Origin of the sequence: Pseudorhodoplanes sp., assembly GCF_050250235.1 — a bacterium.
Lineage (GTDB): Bacteria > Pseudomonadota > Alphaproteobacteria > Rhizobiales > Xanthobacteraceae > Pseudorhodoplanes.
Genome location: NZ_JBFWPA010000142.1, coordinates 1 through 14,541, shown reverse-complemented (window position 1 = coordinate 14,541; position 14,541 = coordinate 1). Strand labels below are relative to the sequence as shown.

Annotated in this window: 15 protein-coding genes and 1 pseudogene; 8 read left to right on the top strand and 8 right to left on the bottom strand. The window is 63.2% G+C overall.

Features of this window, described 5'->3' with window-relative positions; translation table 11 throughout:
* Positions 1–86 precede the first annotated feature (86 nt).
* The gene (locus AB7F49_RS32915) at positions 87–1,181 is read right to left on the bottom strand and encodes an alkene reductase (RefSeq protein ID WP_428530127.1); all 1,095 of its coding nucleotides are present in this window, start codon (positions 1,179–1,181) and stop codon (positions 87–89) included.
* A gap of 135 nt (positions 1,182–1,316) precedes the next feature.
* Entirely contained in the window at positions 1,317–1,535 is a 219-nt protein-coding gene (locus AB7F49_RS32910) for a hypothetical protein (protein WP_428530125.1), read from the bottom strand.
* 121 nt (positions 1,536–1,656) lie between these two features.
* Here AB7F49_RS32910 and AB7F49_RS32905 point away from each other — a divergent pair, with 121 nt between their 5' ends.
* The 3 genes from AB7F49_RS32905 to msrP all read left to right on the top strand — a co-directional run bounded on the left by AB7F49_RS32905 (position 1,657) and on the right by msrP (position 4,784).
* Positions 1,657–2,247 (top strand): TetR/AcrR family transcriptional regulator, encoded by a 591-nt coding sequence (locus AB7F49_RS32905; protein WP_428530123.1) that lies wholly within the window; start codon positions 1,657–1,659, stop codon positions 2,245–2,247.
* A gap of 92 nt (positions 2,248–2,339) precedes the next feature.
* A complete protein-coding gene (locus tag AB7F49_RS32900; RefSeq protein WP_428530121.1) occupies positions 2,340–3,665 on the top strand; it encodes an EAL domain-containing protein in 1,326 nt (441 codons plus the stop codon).
* 150 nt (positions 3,666–3,815) lie between these two features.
* Positions 3,816–4,784, top strand: a complete 969-nt coding sequence (msrP, locus tag AB7F49_RS32895) for a protein-methionine-sulfoxide reductase catalytic subunit MsrP (protein ID WP_428530119.1) — start codon at positions 3,816–3,818, stop codon at positions 4,782–4,784.
* Between the two features lie 114 nt (positions 4,785–4,898).
* Here msrP and AB7F49_RS32890 read toward each other — a convergent pair whose 3' ends face one another.
* Complete coding sequence (locus AB7F49_RS32890; protein ID WP_428530117.1) at positions 4,899–5,342, bottom strand: RidA family protein; 444 nt, start codon at positions 5,340–5,342, stop codon at positions 4,899–4,901.
* Between the two features lie 103 nt (positions 5,343–5,445).
* Positions 5,446–6,546: an enolase C-terminal domain-like protein gene (locus AB7F49_RS32885; protein WP_428530115.1), complete on the bottom strand. Its 1,101-nt coding sequence runs from the start codon at positions 6,544–6,546 to the stop codon at positions 5,446–5,448.
* Positions 6,547–6,635: 89 nt separating this feature from the next.
* On the opposite strand from AB7F49_RS32885, the gene AB7F49_RS32880 reads away from it, so the two are divergent.
* Positions 6,636–7,232, top strand: a complete 597-nt coding sequence (locus AB7F49_RS32880; RefSeq protein ID WP_428530113.1) for a TetR/AcrR family transcriptional regulator — start codon at positions 6,636–6,638, stop codon at positions 7,230–7,232.
* A gap of 379 nt (positions 7,233–7,611) precedes the next feature.
* Here AB7F49_RS32880 and AB7F49_RS32875 read toward each other — a convergent pair whose 3' ends face one another.
* The gene (locus AB7F49_RS32875; RefSeq protein ID WP_428530129.1) at positions 7,612–8,505 is read right to left on the bottom strand and encodes a LysR family transcriptional regulator; all 894 of its coding nucleotides are present in this window, start codon (positions 8,503–8,505) and stop codon (positions 7,612–7,614) included.
* 48 nt (positions 8,506–8,553) lie between these two features.
* Entirely contained in the window at positions 8,554–9,519 is a 966-nt protein-coding gene (trxB, locus tag AB7F49_RS32870; RefSeq protein WP_428530111.1) for a thioredoxin-disulfide reductase, read from the bottom strand.
* Positions 9,520–9,744: 225 nt separating this feature from the next.
* Between trxB and AB7F49_RS32865 the strand changes: the two genes are divergently transcribed.
* The 4 genes from AB7F49_RS32865 to AB7F49_RS32850 all read left to right on the top strand — a co-directional run bounded on the left by AB7F49_RS32865 (position 9,745) and on the right by AB7F49_RS32850 (position 13,263).
* Positions 9,745–10,269 (top strand): Lrp/AsnC family transcriptional regulator, encoded by a 525-nt coding sequence (locus AB7F49_RS32865; RefSeq protein ID WP_428530109.1) that lies wholly within the window; start codon positions 9,745–9,747, stop codon positions 10,267–10,269.
* Positions 10,270–10,412: 143 nt separating this feature from the next.
* The gene (locus AB7F49_RS32860) at positions 10,413–11,432 is read left to right on the top strand and encodes a TRAP transporter substrate-binding protein (RefSeq protein WP_428530107.1); all 1,020 of its coding nucleotides are present in this window, start codon (positions 10,413–10,415) and stop codon (positions 11,430–11,432) included.
* 38 nt (positions 11,433–11,470) lie between these two features.
* Entirely contained in the window at positions 11,471–11,956 is a 486-nt protein-coding gene (locus AB7F49_RS32855) for a TRAP transporter small permease (protein WP_428530105.1), read from the top strand.
* Positions 11,953–13,263: a TRAP transporter large permease gene (locus tag AB7F49_RS32850; RefSeq protein WP_428530103.1), complete on the top strand. Its 1,311-nt coding sequence runs from the start codon at positions 11,953–11,955 to the stop codon at positions 13,261–13,263. The genes AB7F49_RS32855 and AB7F49_RS32850 overlap by 4 nt, the downstream gene beginning before the upstream one ends.
* 78 nt (positions 13,264–13,341) lie before the next feature.
* Here the strand turns inward: AB7F49_RS32850 and AB7F49_RS32845 are convergent, their stop codons facing one another.
* Both AB7F49_RS32845 and greA read right to left on the bottom strand, forming a co-directional pair.
* Positions 13,342–13,737, bottom strand: a complete 396-nt coding sequence (locus tag AB7F49_RS32845) for a DoxX family protein (protein WP_428530101.1) — start codon at positions 13,735–13,737, stop codon at positions 13,342–13,344.
* Between the two features lie 256 nt (positions 13,738–13,993).
* Positions 13,994–14,467 (bottom strand): annotated as a pseudogene (gene greA / locus AB7F49_RS32840) (transcription elongation factor GreA).
* Positions 14,468–14,541: the final 74 nt, after the last annotated feature.

The following is a 14,541-nucleotide window of genomic DNA, read 5'->3' as shown; positions in this document are numbered from 1 at the left end:
TAGCAGTGAGCGCGGTCGATGGCCACCGCGAGGAGCGGCGTTCCGGCACCGCGTTTTCGAGCGGTGCCGGAGTGGCGCCACTCCGCCTATTGCGCCAAAGCCGGATAATCCGTGTAGCCCCTGTCCTCGCCGGCATAGAACGTGGCCTGATCGGGTGCGTTCAGCCCGGCCTTCCTTCCGAAGCGATAGGGCAGATCGGGATTGGCGAGGAACGGCACGCCATAGGCCACGAGATCGGCATCGCCGCTGGCGATCGCGGCATTGCCGCTCGCTTCGTCATAGCCGCCATTGACGATGAAGGTGCCGGTGAACTGCTTGCGCAGTTCCGGTGCCAGATGGTTCGCGCCGCTCGGCGGATCGAAGGTGTGCAGATAGACGATACCGAGCTCGCTGAGGCGCCGCGTGAGATACGAGAAAGTCTCGCGGGGATTGGAATCCGACATCGAATTGTAGGCGCCGTTCGGCGAGACGCGGTAGCCGACGCGATCCTTGCCCCACACGCCGATCACGGCCTTGGTCACTTCCAGCGGGAGGCGTACGCGGTTTTCGAGCGAACCGCCGTAGGAATCTGCGCGGCGATTGGAGCCATCGCGGGTGAACTGGTCGAGAAGATAGCCGTTGGCGCCGTGGATCTCGACGCCGTCGAAGCCCGCGGCCTTGGCGTTCTCCGCACCCTTGCGGAATTGCTCGACGATGCCGGGAAGCTCGGACAAATCCAGCGCGCGCGGCGTAACCATCTTTTTCGGTCCCTGCGCGGTGAAAACCTCGCCGTCCGGCATGATCGCCGACGGCGCGACCGGCAGTTCGCCGCCCTGGAAATCCGGATGCGAAATGCGTCCGACATGCCAGAGCTGGAGAAAGATTTTTCCACCTTCGCGCGCAACGGCGGCGGTGATCTTGCGCCAGGCGGCCACCTGCTCGGGGGAATGGATGCCAGGCGTGCGGATATAGCCCTGGCCCTGAGGACTGACCTGGCTGGCCTCGGTGATGATCAGTCCCGCACTGGCGCGCTGGCGGTAATAGGTTTCCGCAAGGGGATTCGGGACGTTGCCGTCGATCGCGCGGCTGCGGGTCATCGGCGCCATCACGATGCGGTTGGAGAGGTGCAGCGGACCGAGCTGATACGGTTCGAATAGCGGTTCGGTGGCGGGTGCCTTTGCGGCGGCCGAGGTGGCGCTCATGGACATGGTTCCTGATCGGGATTTCTGGTCGGGGGGGAGGCGAAAGGCGGCGCCGGACGGCATTCGGAGGGGACGGGACGACGCCGTCCGGCGCGGAACGTGGCGGGAGGATTGCGCCACGTCGGAAAATCGGGCTCAGCAGGCCATGACCGGGCAGGGCAATTGTTCGGTTTCGACTGCGTCGAGCGTTGCCGCGATGTCGGAAAGCTCGGTTTCGAGGACTTGCGGATCGACTCCGTCGGCTTTCATGACCATTCGCACCAGCGGATCGGTCAGGATCTCGGGAAAGGTCAGGGTTCGGATACGCGCGGCCCTTTCGGCTGCGTTGTAATTGCCGTAGATGGGGAAATGCATTTGGGGCCTCCGGTCGGGATTTCAGGCTGGCCGGCACCACTTGATTATGGTACTGACCGGTAACACCTGTTAGTTACTGACCGGTAACACCCCTGTCAAGGGGTCAGGAACCACAAATGCCATGACCGCTGAAAAACTGGAGATTTCCGAGAAGCTTCCGCCCCGCGAGAGGATCGTCGCGGCGGCCCGGGACCTGTTTTACCGAAACGGCATCCGTGCGGTCGGGGTCGAAGCGATTGCGGAAGCCGCCGGTACCAACAAGATGACCCTCTACCGCCACTTCGAATCGAAGGATGCGCTGGTCGCGGAATATCTGCGAGGGCTCGCGGCTGAAAAACACGACATCTGGTCCACCATCGAGGCCGCGCACCCCGACGACCCGTACGCTCAGCTTGAGGCCTGGCTGATCGAGGCGGCGGAGCATGTGAGCGATCCCAAGTCACGCGGCTGTGCGCTCGCCAATGCCGCGGTGGAATTGCCGGAGAAGCAGCATCCCGCACGTTGCGTGATCGAGCAGTGCAAGCAGGATTCCCGGGAAAATCTCGCGGCCCTGTGCCGCCGGGCGGGCGCCACCCGGCCGGAGCTCCTTGCCGACCAGCTTTTCATGCTCCTGGAGGGTGCGCTGGTCTGCACCCAGAGCACCGGACATGAAGGTCCGGCTCGAAATTTCATCGAAGCCGGCCGCGCCATCGTTGCTGCCCATGTGCGGTGACGGACCGCAACTGGCGATCCCGCAACCTTGATGTTTTCTCGCTTCATATTTTAGCGCCGGCGTTAAGCCGCGCACGGGACTTCGACTGAATAATGCGCGCGAAGCTGTGCCGATTCCGGCGCAACGGTGGCGTGATGCTCGGTGTCCTGGGCAGATTGATCGGATTAGACAGGCGTACCGCGCGGCGTGCGTATCTGGTCGGCGACCGGGACCGCCTCCGCGCCTATTCCGATGCGTTGCCGGCGCAGAAGATTGCAGGCCGGTCCTTCGACACGGTCGGTGCGATGCTCGAGGCGGCGAACGGTTACGCCCCCGATCTCACCTTCATCGACCTTGGGCTTGGTGTCGCCGCGGCGCGCGAGGCAATCGCCGGGCTCGCTCCGTTGCACAAGCGTGGAACGGTACAACTCGTCGCACCGGTCAAGATCGAGAGCTACGAGCAGATCGGTGCCGTTGGCCGGCTGCGGCTCGAGGGCGACAAGCGCGGCCTGCGGATGCCGCAGGCGCTGCAGCCGCCGCATGACGGCGCCGCCATTCGAAAGCTGTCGCTGGAACTGGGATTTTGCCGTGCCGACGGTGGTGGCAAGCCGGCGGTCACGCTCAACCAGGCGATGCGCAAGAACTGGCTCGAACTCTGGTACCAGCCGAAGATCGATCTTGCGACCAAGCGGCTTGTCGGTGCCGAGGGCCTGATCCGCGTGCGCCATCCCAGACACGGAACGATGTTCCCGGGCAGCTTCCTGCCCGGTGCCGCCGAGGCCGACATGCTCAAGATGACGGAGCAGGTGATTCTGACCGCGCTCCGCGACTGGGAGGACCTGTCGGCGAATGGCGCCTCGGTACGGCTCGCCGTGAATGCACCGGTTTGCGCCTTCACCCGGTTGCCGCTGACTGCCATGCTGCGCGAGCAGCGTCCGCGCTCGACCCGCTGGCCCGGTCTGATCATCGAAGTGACCGAGGATGAAATCATCAACGATCTGCAGATCGCCAGCGAGGTTGCGGCGGAATTGCGCGCGCATCACTGCACGCTTGCAATCGACGATTTGGGCGCCGGCTATGCGTCGCTCGCCCGACTGAAGCGATTGCCCTTCAGCGAACTGAAGATCGACCGGTCCTATGTGATGAACTGTAACAGGAATGCGCACAATTCCGGGCTGTGCGAGACCATCGTGGAACTTTCGCATAGGTTCGGTCTGAAAACCGTGGCCGAGGGCATCGAGACCCATCACGAAAGTCACAAGCTGCAGGCGCTGGGCTGCGATGTCGGGCAGGGCTATCTGTTCGCCAAGCCCATGCCAAAGGAACAATTCGTGGCGCTGCTGCGCCGGCGCGTGGTGCGCAACCAGGATCAGGCCGAGGCGATCACGGGCGAGCGCTCGCTGCACGGCTTTTCGCCCCGGTTCGGCACCCGGGCATAATCCAGCCGCTTATTCGAAGTGCCGCGTCGGTTTGTTACAGGCCGGATCCATCATATTGCTTTCGCATATCCGTGATTTGCGCCCCTATGCGCCCCTGAATATGTCATCCTGAGCGATGGGACGAGTGACGGCACGAGTCTGGAGGACGCGATGAACATTATCCGCCGCCGCGGCTGGGAAATTCCGGAAGGTCAGGTCACGCCGGAACGTTTTTTCCTCAGCCGGCGCGCGCTGCTTGCGGGGGGCGTCGGCGCACTCACCCTCGGATATGCGGGGGCGCAGCGGCTTTCCGACGTCGAAAAGCTGCCGGATCCCACCGCCGATCTCTATCCGGCCAAGGCCAACACGACCTATCCGGTCGATCGTCCGCTGACCGAGGAGAAGATCGCGACCACCTACAACAATTTCTACGAATTCGGCGGCGACAAATACATTTCCGAGCGCGCGCAGGCGCTGAAGATCAGGCCGTGGATTGTCAAGATCGACGGCATGGTCGAAAAGCCGTTCGAAATCGGCATCGACGACCTGATCCGCAAGATGCCTCTTGAGGAACGGGTCTACCGGCTGCGCTGCGTCGAGGCATGGAGCATGACGATTCCGTGGACCGGCTTTCCGGTCGCAAAGCTCGTCGAACTGGCAAAGCCGCTGTCGTCCGCGAAATATCTTCAGATGGAGACCTTCAAGGACGCATCGATGGCGCCGGGCCAGCGCCAGACCTGGTATCCGTGGCCCTATACCGAGGGCCTTACCATCGCCGAGGCCGGCAACGATCTCGCTTTCCTCGTCACCGGTGTCTATGGCAAGCCGGCCCCGCGGCAGAACGGAGCGCCAATCCGGCTCGCGGTGCCGTGGAAATACGGCTTCAAGTCGGTGAAGTCGATCGTGCGCTTCCACTTCACGGACAAGCGCCCCAAGTCATACTGGGAATCCTTGCAGGCGCGCGAATACGGTTTCTGGGCCAATGTGAATCCGAAGGTCGATCATCCGCGCTGGAGCCAGGCGACCGAGGAGGTGATCGGTGCCGGCGGCAAGCGCGTGCCGACGCTGCTGTTCAACGGCTACGGCGAATGGGTCGCCGATCTCTACAAGGGGCTGGAGAACGAGCGGCTGTATGCGTGACGCAACGGAAGTCGTTTGCGGCGGATCAGCCTGAAGGGCTAATCCGCCGCTTTTTCAAAAAGTTTTCAAATCGGCGATTGCGCTTCGCCTGATCCGCCCTGCGGCCTGCAAAGACTACGGCGCCACCGCGATGGCTGCGATCTCCACCTTCACATCGCGCGGCAAGCGCGCCACTTCGACGGTTGCGCGCGCCGGCGGGTTCGACTTGAAGAATGTCGCGTAAACGCCATTCATCTTTCCGAATTCGTTCAGGTCCTTCAGGAACACGGTGGTGGAGACGATGTGCTCCATTCCGAGTCCCTCCGCGGCGAGCACCGCCTGCAGATTCTCCAGCACCAGCTTGGTTTCTTCTTCGATGGTGCCTTTCTTCAATTCCTTGGTCTTTGGATCGATCGCGATCTGGCCGGCGAGATAGATCGTCTTGCCGGCGCGGATCGCCTGCGAATAGGGCCCGATGGCTTCGGGCGCATTCGGCGTCGAAATGACCTTGCGGTCCTGCGCCAGGGCGTGACCGGCGGCGAGCGAAGCAAGAAGGAAAGCGAGCGGCACTTTGCGCATGGTGGCGACCCCGTTTTGACTACGCGATCGATTACAGGGGCGCGCCGCAAGACTTGCAAGGGGGGCGCATGCGACGGCGGGCGGCCAAAAAGCCGCAGGACAGCTACATTTCTATGGCGTGCCGCTTCACCGCGTCCTCGTCCCATTCAATCCCGGCACCGGGCAAATCGGGAATCGAAACCATCCCGTCTTTCACCGGAAATGGCCGCTGCAGCACCGCCTCCGCCCAGTCCTGCCATTCGAGCCAATGCGCGGTTTCGGTGACGCGCATCACATGCGCGGAGAATTCCGGATAAAGATGCGTCGAGACCGGTATGCCGGCCGTGCCTGCGATTGCCGCGGCGCGGAGCCATCCGGTCACGCCGCCGATGCGCATCAGATCGGGCATCACGAAGTCGCAGGCCTTCGCGTCAAGCGCATCGGCAAGGTCGCGCGGTCCGTAGAAATTCTCGCCGATCTGGATCGGCGTTTTGAGCTGACCGGCGAGCTTCGCGCAGCCGGCAATATTCTCGTAAAGAATCGGCTCCTCGATCCATGCAAGCCCGAGATCGTCGAGGGACGGGCAGCGCGCCAGCGCTTCCGCCATGTCGAGGCCCTGGTTGAAATCGGCCATGAGCGCGATGTCTTCGCCCACCGATTTGCGGATTGCCTCGATCGCAGCAAGGTCGTCACGCGGGTGCGCGCGGCCAAGCCGCAGCTTCAATCCGCGGAAACCGCCCGCGTCGCGCAATTCCGGAGCTTCGGCCGCGACTTTCTCGGGCTCCGCCAGCCACAGACCGTTGCTGTTATAGGCCCGCACCGGTCCGACGCTGCCGCCAAGAAGCACGCAGAGCGGCATTCCGGCCGCTTTCGCGGCCGCGTCCCATGCCGCCATGTCGAGCGCCGACACCGCCACCATCGACATGCCGGAATAGCCTACCAGGTGAAGCGACTTCCGCGCCTTGGCATAAAGGTCGCTCGGCGCCATCGGCTGACCGCTGAACAGGTGGCCGAAATCGCGAATGATCGGCAGCAGATACTTGATCGAAGCGACGTTGTAGGGCCCGATATAACTTCGCCCGGTTACGCCTTCGTCGGTATCCAGATCGATCAGGATCAGCGGCCATTCCGCGATTGTCATGATGCGGGCCACGATCGGCCGCTTCAGCTTCAGCACCACCGCGCGCGCGGTGATGCCGCGAAAGGTGAGCGGGCGAGCTTGCATCGGTGCGCTCCCGGAATGGATCGCAAAAGCGTGTCAAAGCCATGGTTCGGTGTAAACTCACCACTCGGTATATTTATGGGATGGGCGCGATGCGCAGGAAGACCGAGGCGACGCGGCAGCGGATCATTGATGCGGCCTATGAATGCTTCTGGCGGGCCGGCTACGCCCGCACGTCACTCGACACCATCGCCGACCGTGCCGGCGTGACCAAGCGCACGCTCTATTCGTATGTGCGAAGCAAGGATGATCTGCTCGCGGCGGTCATGTCGCATCACGACGCGCTTGCGGCGCAGCGGCTGAAGCGTATCGGTGATCGCATGCCGATCGATCGGGACGGCCTGATCGAGTCCTTCTTTGGTCAGCTGTCCGGCTGGGCGAGTGCGACGCCGCGCTGGTCGGGCTCGGGATTCACGCGACTCGTGGTGGAGCTTGCCGATCTGCCGGGCCATCCGGCGCGCGCGCTCGCGCGTCGCGTCAAGGGCGCGACGGAGACCTGGCTTGCCGGGCGGCTGGCGCAGGCGCAGGTTCACGATCCGGCCGAACGCGCCTCTGAGATCATGCTGCTGATGGAAGGCGCGATGGCGCTGACACTGATCCACGGACATCGCCGCTATATCGATGCAGCTTCACGCGCCGCCAAACGTCTCGTGGGCGTACCGGCGAGGCGGCCCCTGCGCGCAGGCTGACGTTCAAGAGTGAACCCGAACGCCAAAAAAAACCGGGCCGCGAGGGGAGCGGCCCGGTTGAGTCTTTGCCGACGCGGGAATGTCGGCAATCACCTTCCAGAGGGGAATCACTGTCTGCAACGGCCGCGATCTGGGAGGATTCGAAAGCCAATCGCATCCAGCATCGTTGAAGTATGATTTCGGAAACGCCCGGCGACAACGCATATGGCCGTTAACCAGCCATGCGCCGCTCGCAAGACGATCTGCCATGCGCGCACCGCAAGCCTTGCATCGGCGGTGTGAGCGTCGGCGGCATGATTGTCGGTTACGGGATTGATTTCGCGACGATACGCCGTCTCCGCGCCCGTCGCGCCCCTATTCGCGGTAACCGGCGGCAGGATCAGAACGTCCAGCGCTGCGCCTTCGACACCAGGAAGTCGCGGAATACCTGCACGCGCGCGACCGACTTGAGTTCTTCCGGATAGACGAAATAGGCGTCCAGCGTGATCGGGTCGGTCTGCCCGAGCAGCTGAACGAGGCCACGATTCTCCTCGATCAGATAATCCGGGAGCAGCGCGATACCGATCCCCTGCTGGCAGGCGCGCAGAAGCGCGAGGATGTTGTTTACGACGAGGATCGGCGCACGTGGTGCCTTGCCTTCGCGGCCCACCTCAAGCGGCCAGTTCCGGTTCTGCAGGAAGGTTGGGATGTTCCCGCCGCCCAGCAGCATGATCCGGTGATTGTCGAGATCCTCGATCTTGGACGGCGTGCCGAAACGCTTGAGATATTCCGGCGAGGCATAGACGTGGAAATGCACGGAGAACAGCTTGCGCTGGATCAGGTCAGGCTGCGTCGGGATGCGCAGCCGGATCGCGACGTCGGCCTCGCGCATGGCAAGGTCGAGTTCCTCGTCGGTGGTGATCAGCGAGATGCGGATATCCGGGTACAAATCGATGAATTCGCCGATCTTCGGCGTGAGCCAGTGCGTGCCAAGCCCGACCGTGGTCGTGACCTTCAGGTCCCCGTTCGGGCGCTCGCGGCTGTCGGTCAGCTTGGCGCGCGCCGATTCCAGCTTCATGAACACTTCGTGCGCGGTGCGGTAGAGCAACTCGCCCTGTTCGGTCAGGATCAGACCGCGCGCATGGCGATGGAACAGCGAGACGTTCAGCGCCTGTTCCAGCGCGCTGACCTGCCGCGAAACCGCGGATTGCGACAAACCGAGCTGCTCCCCGGCATGGGTGAAACTGCCGGCTTCCGCGGCGGCATGGAACACCTTGAGCTTGTCCCAATCCATCGCGCTCATCGAGAATCGTGATCGCTGCTGAAGCAAGAGGACACCGCCTTATTCTGCGGCCGCGCGCAAGCCTTCGTGCGCGGCGAGGAATCGTTCGGCCTCAAGAGCGGCCATGCAGCCCATGCCGGCGGCGGTAACCGCCTGGCGATAGATATCGTCGGTCACGTCGCCGGCCGCGAACAGGCCGGGCACCGAAGTCGCGGTCGAGTCGGGCGCCGTCGCCACATAGCCGTTCGGCTTCATCTCGACCTTGCCGAGTACCAGTTCGGTCGATGGCGAATGTCCGATGGCGACGAACACGCCATCGACCTTGCGCTCGCTGACGGCGCCGGTCTTGAGGTTACGCAGGAACGCGCCGGTCACCTTGTGCGGGTCGGTGCTGCCGGCGAGGTCGTCGACCACACTGTCCCAGACCACCTCGATCTTGGGATGCTTGAACAGCCGGTCCTGCAGGATGCGTTCGGCGCGCAGGCTGTCCCTGCGGTGCACCAGCGTGACCTTGCTCGCGAAATTGGTGAGAAAGAGAGCCTCCTCGACCGCGGTATTGCCGCCGCCGATGACCATCACCTCCTTGCCGCGATAGAAAAAGCCGTCGCAGGTGGCGCAGGCCGAGACGCCATAGCCCTTGAATGTCTCCTCGAACGGCAGGCCGAGCCAGCGTGCCTGCGCGCCGGTTGCGAGGATCACGGCGTCGGCAAGAAACACGTCGCCGGAATCGCAGGAGAGCCGGAACGGACGGGCGGAGATATCGAGATCGTTGACATGGTCGGTGACGATCCGGGTGCCGACATGCTCGGCCTGCTTCTGCATCTGTTCCATGAGCCATGGGCCCTGGATCACATCGGCGAAGCCCGGGTAATTCTCCACATCGGTGGTGATCGTAAGCTGGCCGCCCGGCTGATAGCCCTGGATCAGAACGGGTTCCAGCATGGCGCGCGCGGCGTAGACCGCCGCAGTGTAGCCGGCTGGCCCGGAGCCGATGATGACAACCTTGGCATGCGTGGTCGTGGCCATGTGAAATCCGCAAGGTCCAGCCGCCACGGCGGGAAACGGGGAAGCAGGCGGCTTTCGGTCGGGAATTTAGGCATTTGCCGGAGCTATGCAAGTAACGCAACCCGGCCGGGCCTCGATTAGCGAGGGAAATGCTCGCCGAGCGCGATCCGCGTAATTTTATTTCGTGACCGCACTGAACTGGCTATGGTCTCCTTGAAAATCCGGCCCGAAGGAGGCTCAGGCGCAATGCTCGCGCGACTTGACGCGATCGACTGGAAAATCCTGGCCGAGCTGCAGGAGAACGGTCGCATCACCAATGTGGAACTGGCGCGCCGCGTCGGGATATCCGCGCCGCCCTGCCTGCGGCGGGTCCGGGCGCTGGAGGAGGCGGGCTATATCCGCGGTTACCGGGCGCTGCTCGACGAAAAGCGGCTGGGCTACGAAGTCACGGTATTCGCCCTGGTGCATTTGTCGAGCCAGGCCGAGCCGGACCTCGCCGCCTTCGAAGCCTTCGTGCGGGAGCAGCCTCTGGTGCGCGAATGCTGGATGCTGTCGGGCGAGGTCGACTTTATCCTCAAATGCGTGGCGCCTGACCTGAAGACCTTCCAGAGTTTCGTTGCCGAACTGACCGGCGCACCGCATGTCCGCAATGTGAAAACGTCCCTCACGCTGCACGTGTCGAAGGACGCGCCGGCAGTTCCGATGGAGCGCGGGCCGGCTCCTCGTCCTGAGGCCGACTTCCCGAGACCCGGAGAATCGGCTGGCGATTGACGTTGTTGCCGCATTGACGGGGTATCAGACCCCGATAACATGCCCGCCAACTTCTGCTGAGACAGACCCGTAGCCAATTCAATGGCGGCACAACAAGCCGGAAAAAAACCGGCAGCCGTTCGCGATCACAAGGGAGGATTACTATGCGTGCCAGTCGCAGGACATTTCTGAAGGCCAGTGCGGCAACGGCTGCCGTTTCGGCGTGGCCCGTCACGTCGGCGTTCGCGCAGGAAGAACTGAAGCTTTCGACCTTCGTTCCGCCGAGCCACATCATCTATGCAAAAGTGCTGGTGCCGTGGGCGGCCGAACTCGAAAAGAAGACCGGCGGCAAGCTGAAGGTCCGGTTCTTCCCCTCGATGCAACTCGGCGGCAAGCCGCCCGAGCTGTACCGGCAGATGGCGCAGGGCGTGTCCGACATCACCTTCACGCTGCCGGGCTATACGTCGGCCGATTTTCCGATGATGGCGCTCACCGAATTGCCGGGTCTCTCCGACAGCGCCGAGGACGGAACGAAGAAGCTCTGGACGCATTTCGACAAGTTCCTGGCGCGCGACTTCAAGGACGCCAAGGTGCTGATGCTGTGGAATTCCGATACCGCGAGCATCATGTCGAAGGCGAAGCCGGTCCGCTCGCTTGACGACATGAAGGGGCTGAAGCTTCGCACCCCCTCGGCGGCGCAATCCTCGCAGTTGCAGGCGATCGGAACGACCCCGGTCGACATGCCGGCGCCTGCGATCTACAACGCCATCGACCGCGGCGTTGTGGATGGGGCGATGATCCCGATGTCGGCGGCGCTCGATTTCAAGCTGATCGAGGTCGCGAAATATTTCACGACCAATGCGCCGCTTGGACGTTCGCCGTTCCTGGTCGCCATGAATCGCGCCCGCTACGAAAAACTGCCCGCGGATCTGCGCAAGGCGATCGACGAGACCACGGGTCTCTCGCTCAGCCTGAAGGGTGCGCAGACCTACGATATCCAGAGCAAGGCTGCGGAAAAGGCGGTGGCCGACAACAAGGAACGCGAGCTCATCCCGCTGTCCGACGCCGAGAACAAGCGCTGGCGCGCCGCTTTCCGCGAGCTGATCAAGGCCAAGGCGGCGGAAGCCGACAAGGCCGGCTTGCCGGGCAGCGGCCTGGTCGGCGCCTATGGCGCGCTGAGCTGAGGCCCGCCGGTATCACGCGGGAAGCGGCGGAGAGATCGATGGAATTCTTCGGGCGCTTCCTGCGCTGGCTTGCACTTGCGAGCGGCGGCGTGCTGCTTGTGTTGATGGTCTTCACCGTCGCGGACGTGATCATGCGCGCTGCATTCGATCGGCCCTTCAGCGGATCGATCGAATTCACCGAATTCTGCATGGCGCTGATCGTGTTCCTCGCCATTCCCTATACCGGCTGGGTAGGCGCGCATATCTCCGTCGATCTGTTCGAGAAATATCTGGACCGGCCGTCGCTGCGGCTGCTGCCGGCGGTGATCTCGTTCATCGGCGGCGCGCTTTTCTTGCTGATCGCATGGCGCGTGGCGCTGGAGACGATTGCGACCGTTCATCAGGTCAGCAACATGATGCGCATGCCGCATTATCCGTTCCGCTTCACGGTCGCATTCTGCTGCATGCTGTTCGCGCTCGTCCTGTTCGTGAGGGGGGCGCAGACGCTTGAGCGCAAGCCTGTCGGCGAGACGGCGCAGCCGTGACGCTCGATCGGGAAACCATCGGCCTGATCGGCATCGTTGCCATGCTGGTGCTGCTTGCGCTGCGCATGCCGATCGGCATCGCGATGCTGCTCGTCGGCATCACCGGTTTCGCCTGGCTGAACGGCGTGCCGGCTGCCTTGTCGGCGCTTGGCAATGCGCCCTATTCGTATTCGACGATCTACGATCTCGCCGTCATTCCGCTATTCGTGCTGATGGGAAATTGTGCGGCGGTGTCCGGGATGAGCCGCGATCTCTATGCGGCCGCCTATGCCTGGCTCGGCCATCTGCGGGGTGGCCTTGCCTCCGCAACCATTGCGGCCTGCGCCGGATTTGCCGCGGTGTCCGGTTCGAGCGTCGCATCCGCGGTTACGATGGGACGGGTCTGCCTCCCGGAGATGAAGCGCTACAAATACGACGACGGGCTTGCCGCCGGTACGGTCGCCGCAGGCGGTACGCTCGGCATCCTGATTCCGCCCAGTACCGCCTTCGTGATCTATGCGATCCTGACCGAGCAGTCGATTGGCAAGCTGTTGCTGGCGGGGTTCCTGCCGGGATTGCTGCTGGCGGCCCTGTTCATTGCAACGATTGCGATTTGGACTCGCCTTCGTCCGGATCTCGGGCCGCCCGGCACGCGCGCCTCCTACGACGAACGCATGCGCACGGCGGTTCAGGCCGGCCCCATGGTCGTGATCGTCGCGGTCAGCATCGGCGGCATCTATCTCGGAATTTTCACGCCCGGCGAGGCTGCGGCGGTCGGCGCCCTGCTGTCGTTCATCCTGGCCTTCTGGCGTCGGACCATCACCTTCGAGTCGCTGGGGTCCATTCTTCTTGAAACGGTCAAGACCACGGCCTTCGTGTTTCTGATCCTGATCGGCGCCTTCGTGTTCGGGCCGTTCCTCGCGCTGAGCGGCCTGCCGGAGCAACTGGCGAAATGGCTGATCGGTCTCGATCTGTCGCGCTACATCGTGCTGTCCATCATCATCCTGATCTATATCGGGCTCGGCATGTTCCTCGAGGGATTCTCGATTCTCGTGCTGACGCTTGCGATCGTCATCCCCATCGTCGAGGCCCTGCATTTCGATCTGATCTGGTTCGGCGTCATCATGGTGATCGTGCTCGAGATGGGGCTCATCAGTCCGCCGGTTGGCATCAACGTGTTCGTGGTCAAGGGGCTCGTGCCCGACACGCCGATCGGCGACATCTTCAAGGGCATTCTGCCGTTCTGGCTGGCGATGGCGATGTGTATCCTGTTGCTGATCCTGTTCCCTCAGATCGCGCTGATGGTGCCGAACACGATGATCCGCTGACATTGCGGATGCGGGCCTGGCGATTCACGCCGGGACGGCTGGCCGACCCGCAAGATCAAATTGTCACCACCCGTGGCGTCAGTCCTTCCTGCGCAGCGCGTCGACGCTCCAGGCGCCGCCGCCCGCGGCGGCGAGATAAAGGAAGACGAAACAGTACAATGCCGCCAGTTCGCCGGCATTGACGATCGGATAGAACCCGCGCGGCGCGTGCGCGATGAAATAGGCGAAGGCCATCAGGCCGGAGAGAACGAACGCAACCGGCCGCGTGAACAGTCCGATCACCAGCAGGGCACCGCCCACCAGTTCGAGGACGCCGGCGACCCAGCTGAGACTGTAGGGCTGCAGCTTGGCAAACATGGCCATCTGCGGAATGCCGAGCAGCTTTGCGGTGCCATGCTGCATGAACAGCAAGCCGGACATGATGCGCAGAATGCTCAGCAGGCGCGGGGCCCATGTGGCGCAGAGATTGTCCATGGATGATCCTGTATCGATGTGAGACCGGTGACAACGTCGCGCTATTCCACGACGCGCGGTTCAGTGCCATCCGTATCGGCCGCAAGCGCGTACACAACGATGTGGGAAAGCCCAGATGGTCGCGACGTGCGACTTTTATGCCGCGGTTGCGAAGTAGCCCGGATCAGTCTTGCGTCCGGCCGCGCGAAAAAGAAGCGCCGGGCATCGGCCCGGCGCTCTGTCGAAGCGAAACAGTGAGAATGGTGCCGCGTGGCGCTTACCGCCACTCCACCTTCAGCACCTCATAGGCCTTGGCGCCGCCGGGCGTGACCACCTCGACACTGGCGCCCTTCTTCTTGCCGAGAAGCGCCCGGGCAAGCGGCGACGAGATCGAGATGCGGCCCGACTTGGCGTCGGCCTCCGGCTCGCCCACGATCTGCCAGACCTGCTTCTTGTCGGTGTCCTCGTCGATCAGGGTCACGGTCGCCCCGAATTTCACGGTGTCGCCGGACAATTTCGAGACATCGATCACCTCGGCGCGCGCCAGCTTGTCCTCAAGCTCGGCGATGCGGCCCTCGTTGTGCGACTGCGCCTCCTTGGCGGCGTGATATTCCGCGTTCTCCGAAAGGTCGCCATGGCCGCGCGCTTCGGTGATCTGCTGAATGATGCGCGGGCGCACCTCCTGCTGGCAATGCTTCTACTCTGTTTCCAGAGCCGTATAGCCCGCGGCGGTCATCGGAATCTTTTCCATCGTCGTCCAACCTCCAGCCCCTGCGGCCGGTCTCGGCCCTTAGAGCGCGCCCTTTGGGGCAGACAGAGACAAAA

Bases quoted from the DNA above. Each gene is read 5' to 3' on its own strand.
- AB7F49_RS32915 (WP_428530127.1), bottom strand. From the start codon at position 1,181: ATGAGCGCCACCTCGGCCGCCGCAAAGGCACCCGCCACCGAACCGCTA.
- AB7F49_RS32910 (WP_428530125.1), bottom strand. From the start codon at position 1,535: ATGCATTTCCCCATCTACGGCAATTACAACGCAGCCGAAAGGGCCGCG.
- AB7F49_RS32905 (WP_428530123.1), top strand. From the start codon at position 1,657: ATGACCGCTGAAAAACTGGAGATTTCCGAGAAGCTTCCGCCCCGCGAG.
- AB7F49_RS32900 (WP_428530121.1), top strand. From the start codon at position 2,340: ATGCGCGCGAAGCTGTGCCGATTCCGGCGCAACGGTGGCGTGATGCTC.
- msrP (WP_428530119.1), top strand. From the start codon at position 3,816: ATGAACATTATCCGCCGCCGCGGCTGGGAAATTCCGGAAGGTCAGGTC.
- AB7F49_RS32890 (WP_428530117.1), bottom strand. From the start codon at position 5,342: ATGCGCAAAGTGCCGCTCGCTTTCCTTCTTGCTTCGCTCGCCGCCGGT.
- AB7F49_RS32885 (WP_428530115.1), bottom strand. From the start codon at position 6,546: ATGCAAGCTCGCCCGCTCACCTTTCGCGGCATCACCGCGCGCGCGGTG.
- AB7F49_RS32880 (WP_428530113.1), top strand. From the start codon at position 6,636: ATGCGCAGGAAGACCGAGGCGACGCGGCAGCGGATCATTGATGCGGCC.
- AB7F49_RS32875 (WP_428530129.1), bottom strand. From the start codon at position 8,505: ATGGATTGGGACAAGCTCAAGGTGTTCCATGCCGCCGCGGAAGCCGGC.
- trxB (WP_428530111.1), bottom strand. From the start codon at position 9,519: ATGGCCACGACCACGCATGCCAAGGTTGTCATCATCGGCTCCGGGCCA.
- AB7F49_RS32865 (WP_428530109.1), top strand. From the start codon at position 9,745: ATGCTCGCGCGACTTGACGCGATCGACTGGAAAATCCTGGCCGAGCTG.
- AB7F49_RS32860 (WP_428530107.1), top strand. From the start codon at position 10,413: ATGCGTGCCAGTCGCAGGACATTTCTGAAGGCCAGTGCGGCAACGGCT.
- AB7F49_RS32855 (WP_428530105.1), top strand. From the start codon at position 11,471: ATGGAATTCTTCGGGCGCTTCCTGCGCTGGCTTGCACTTGCGAGCGGC.
- AB7F49_RS32845 (WP_428530101.1), bottom strand. From the start codon at position 13,737: ATGGACAATCTCTGCGCCACATGGGCCCCGCGCCTGCTGAGCATTCTG.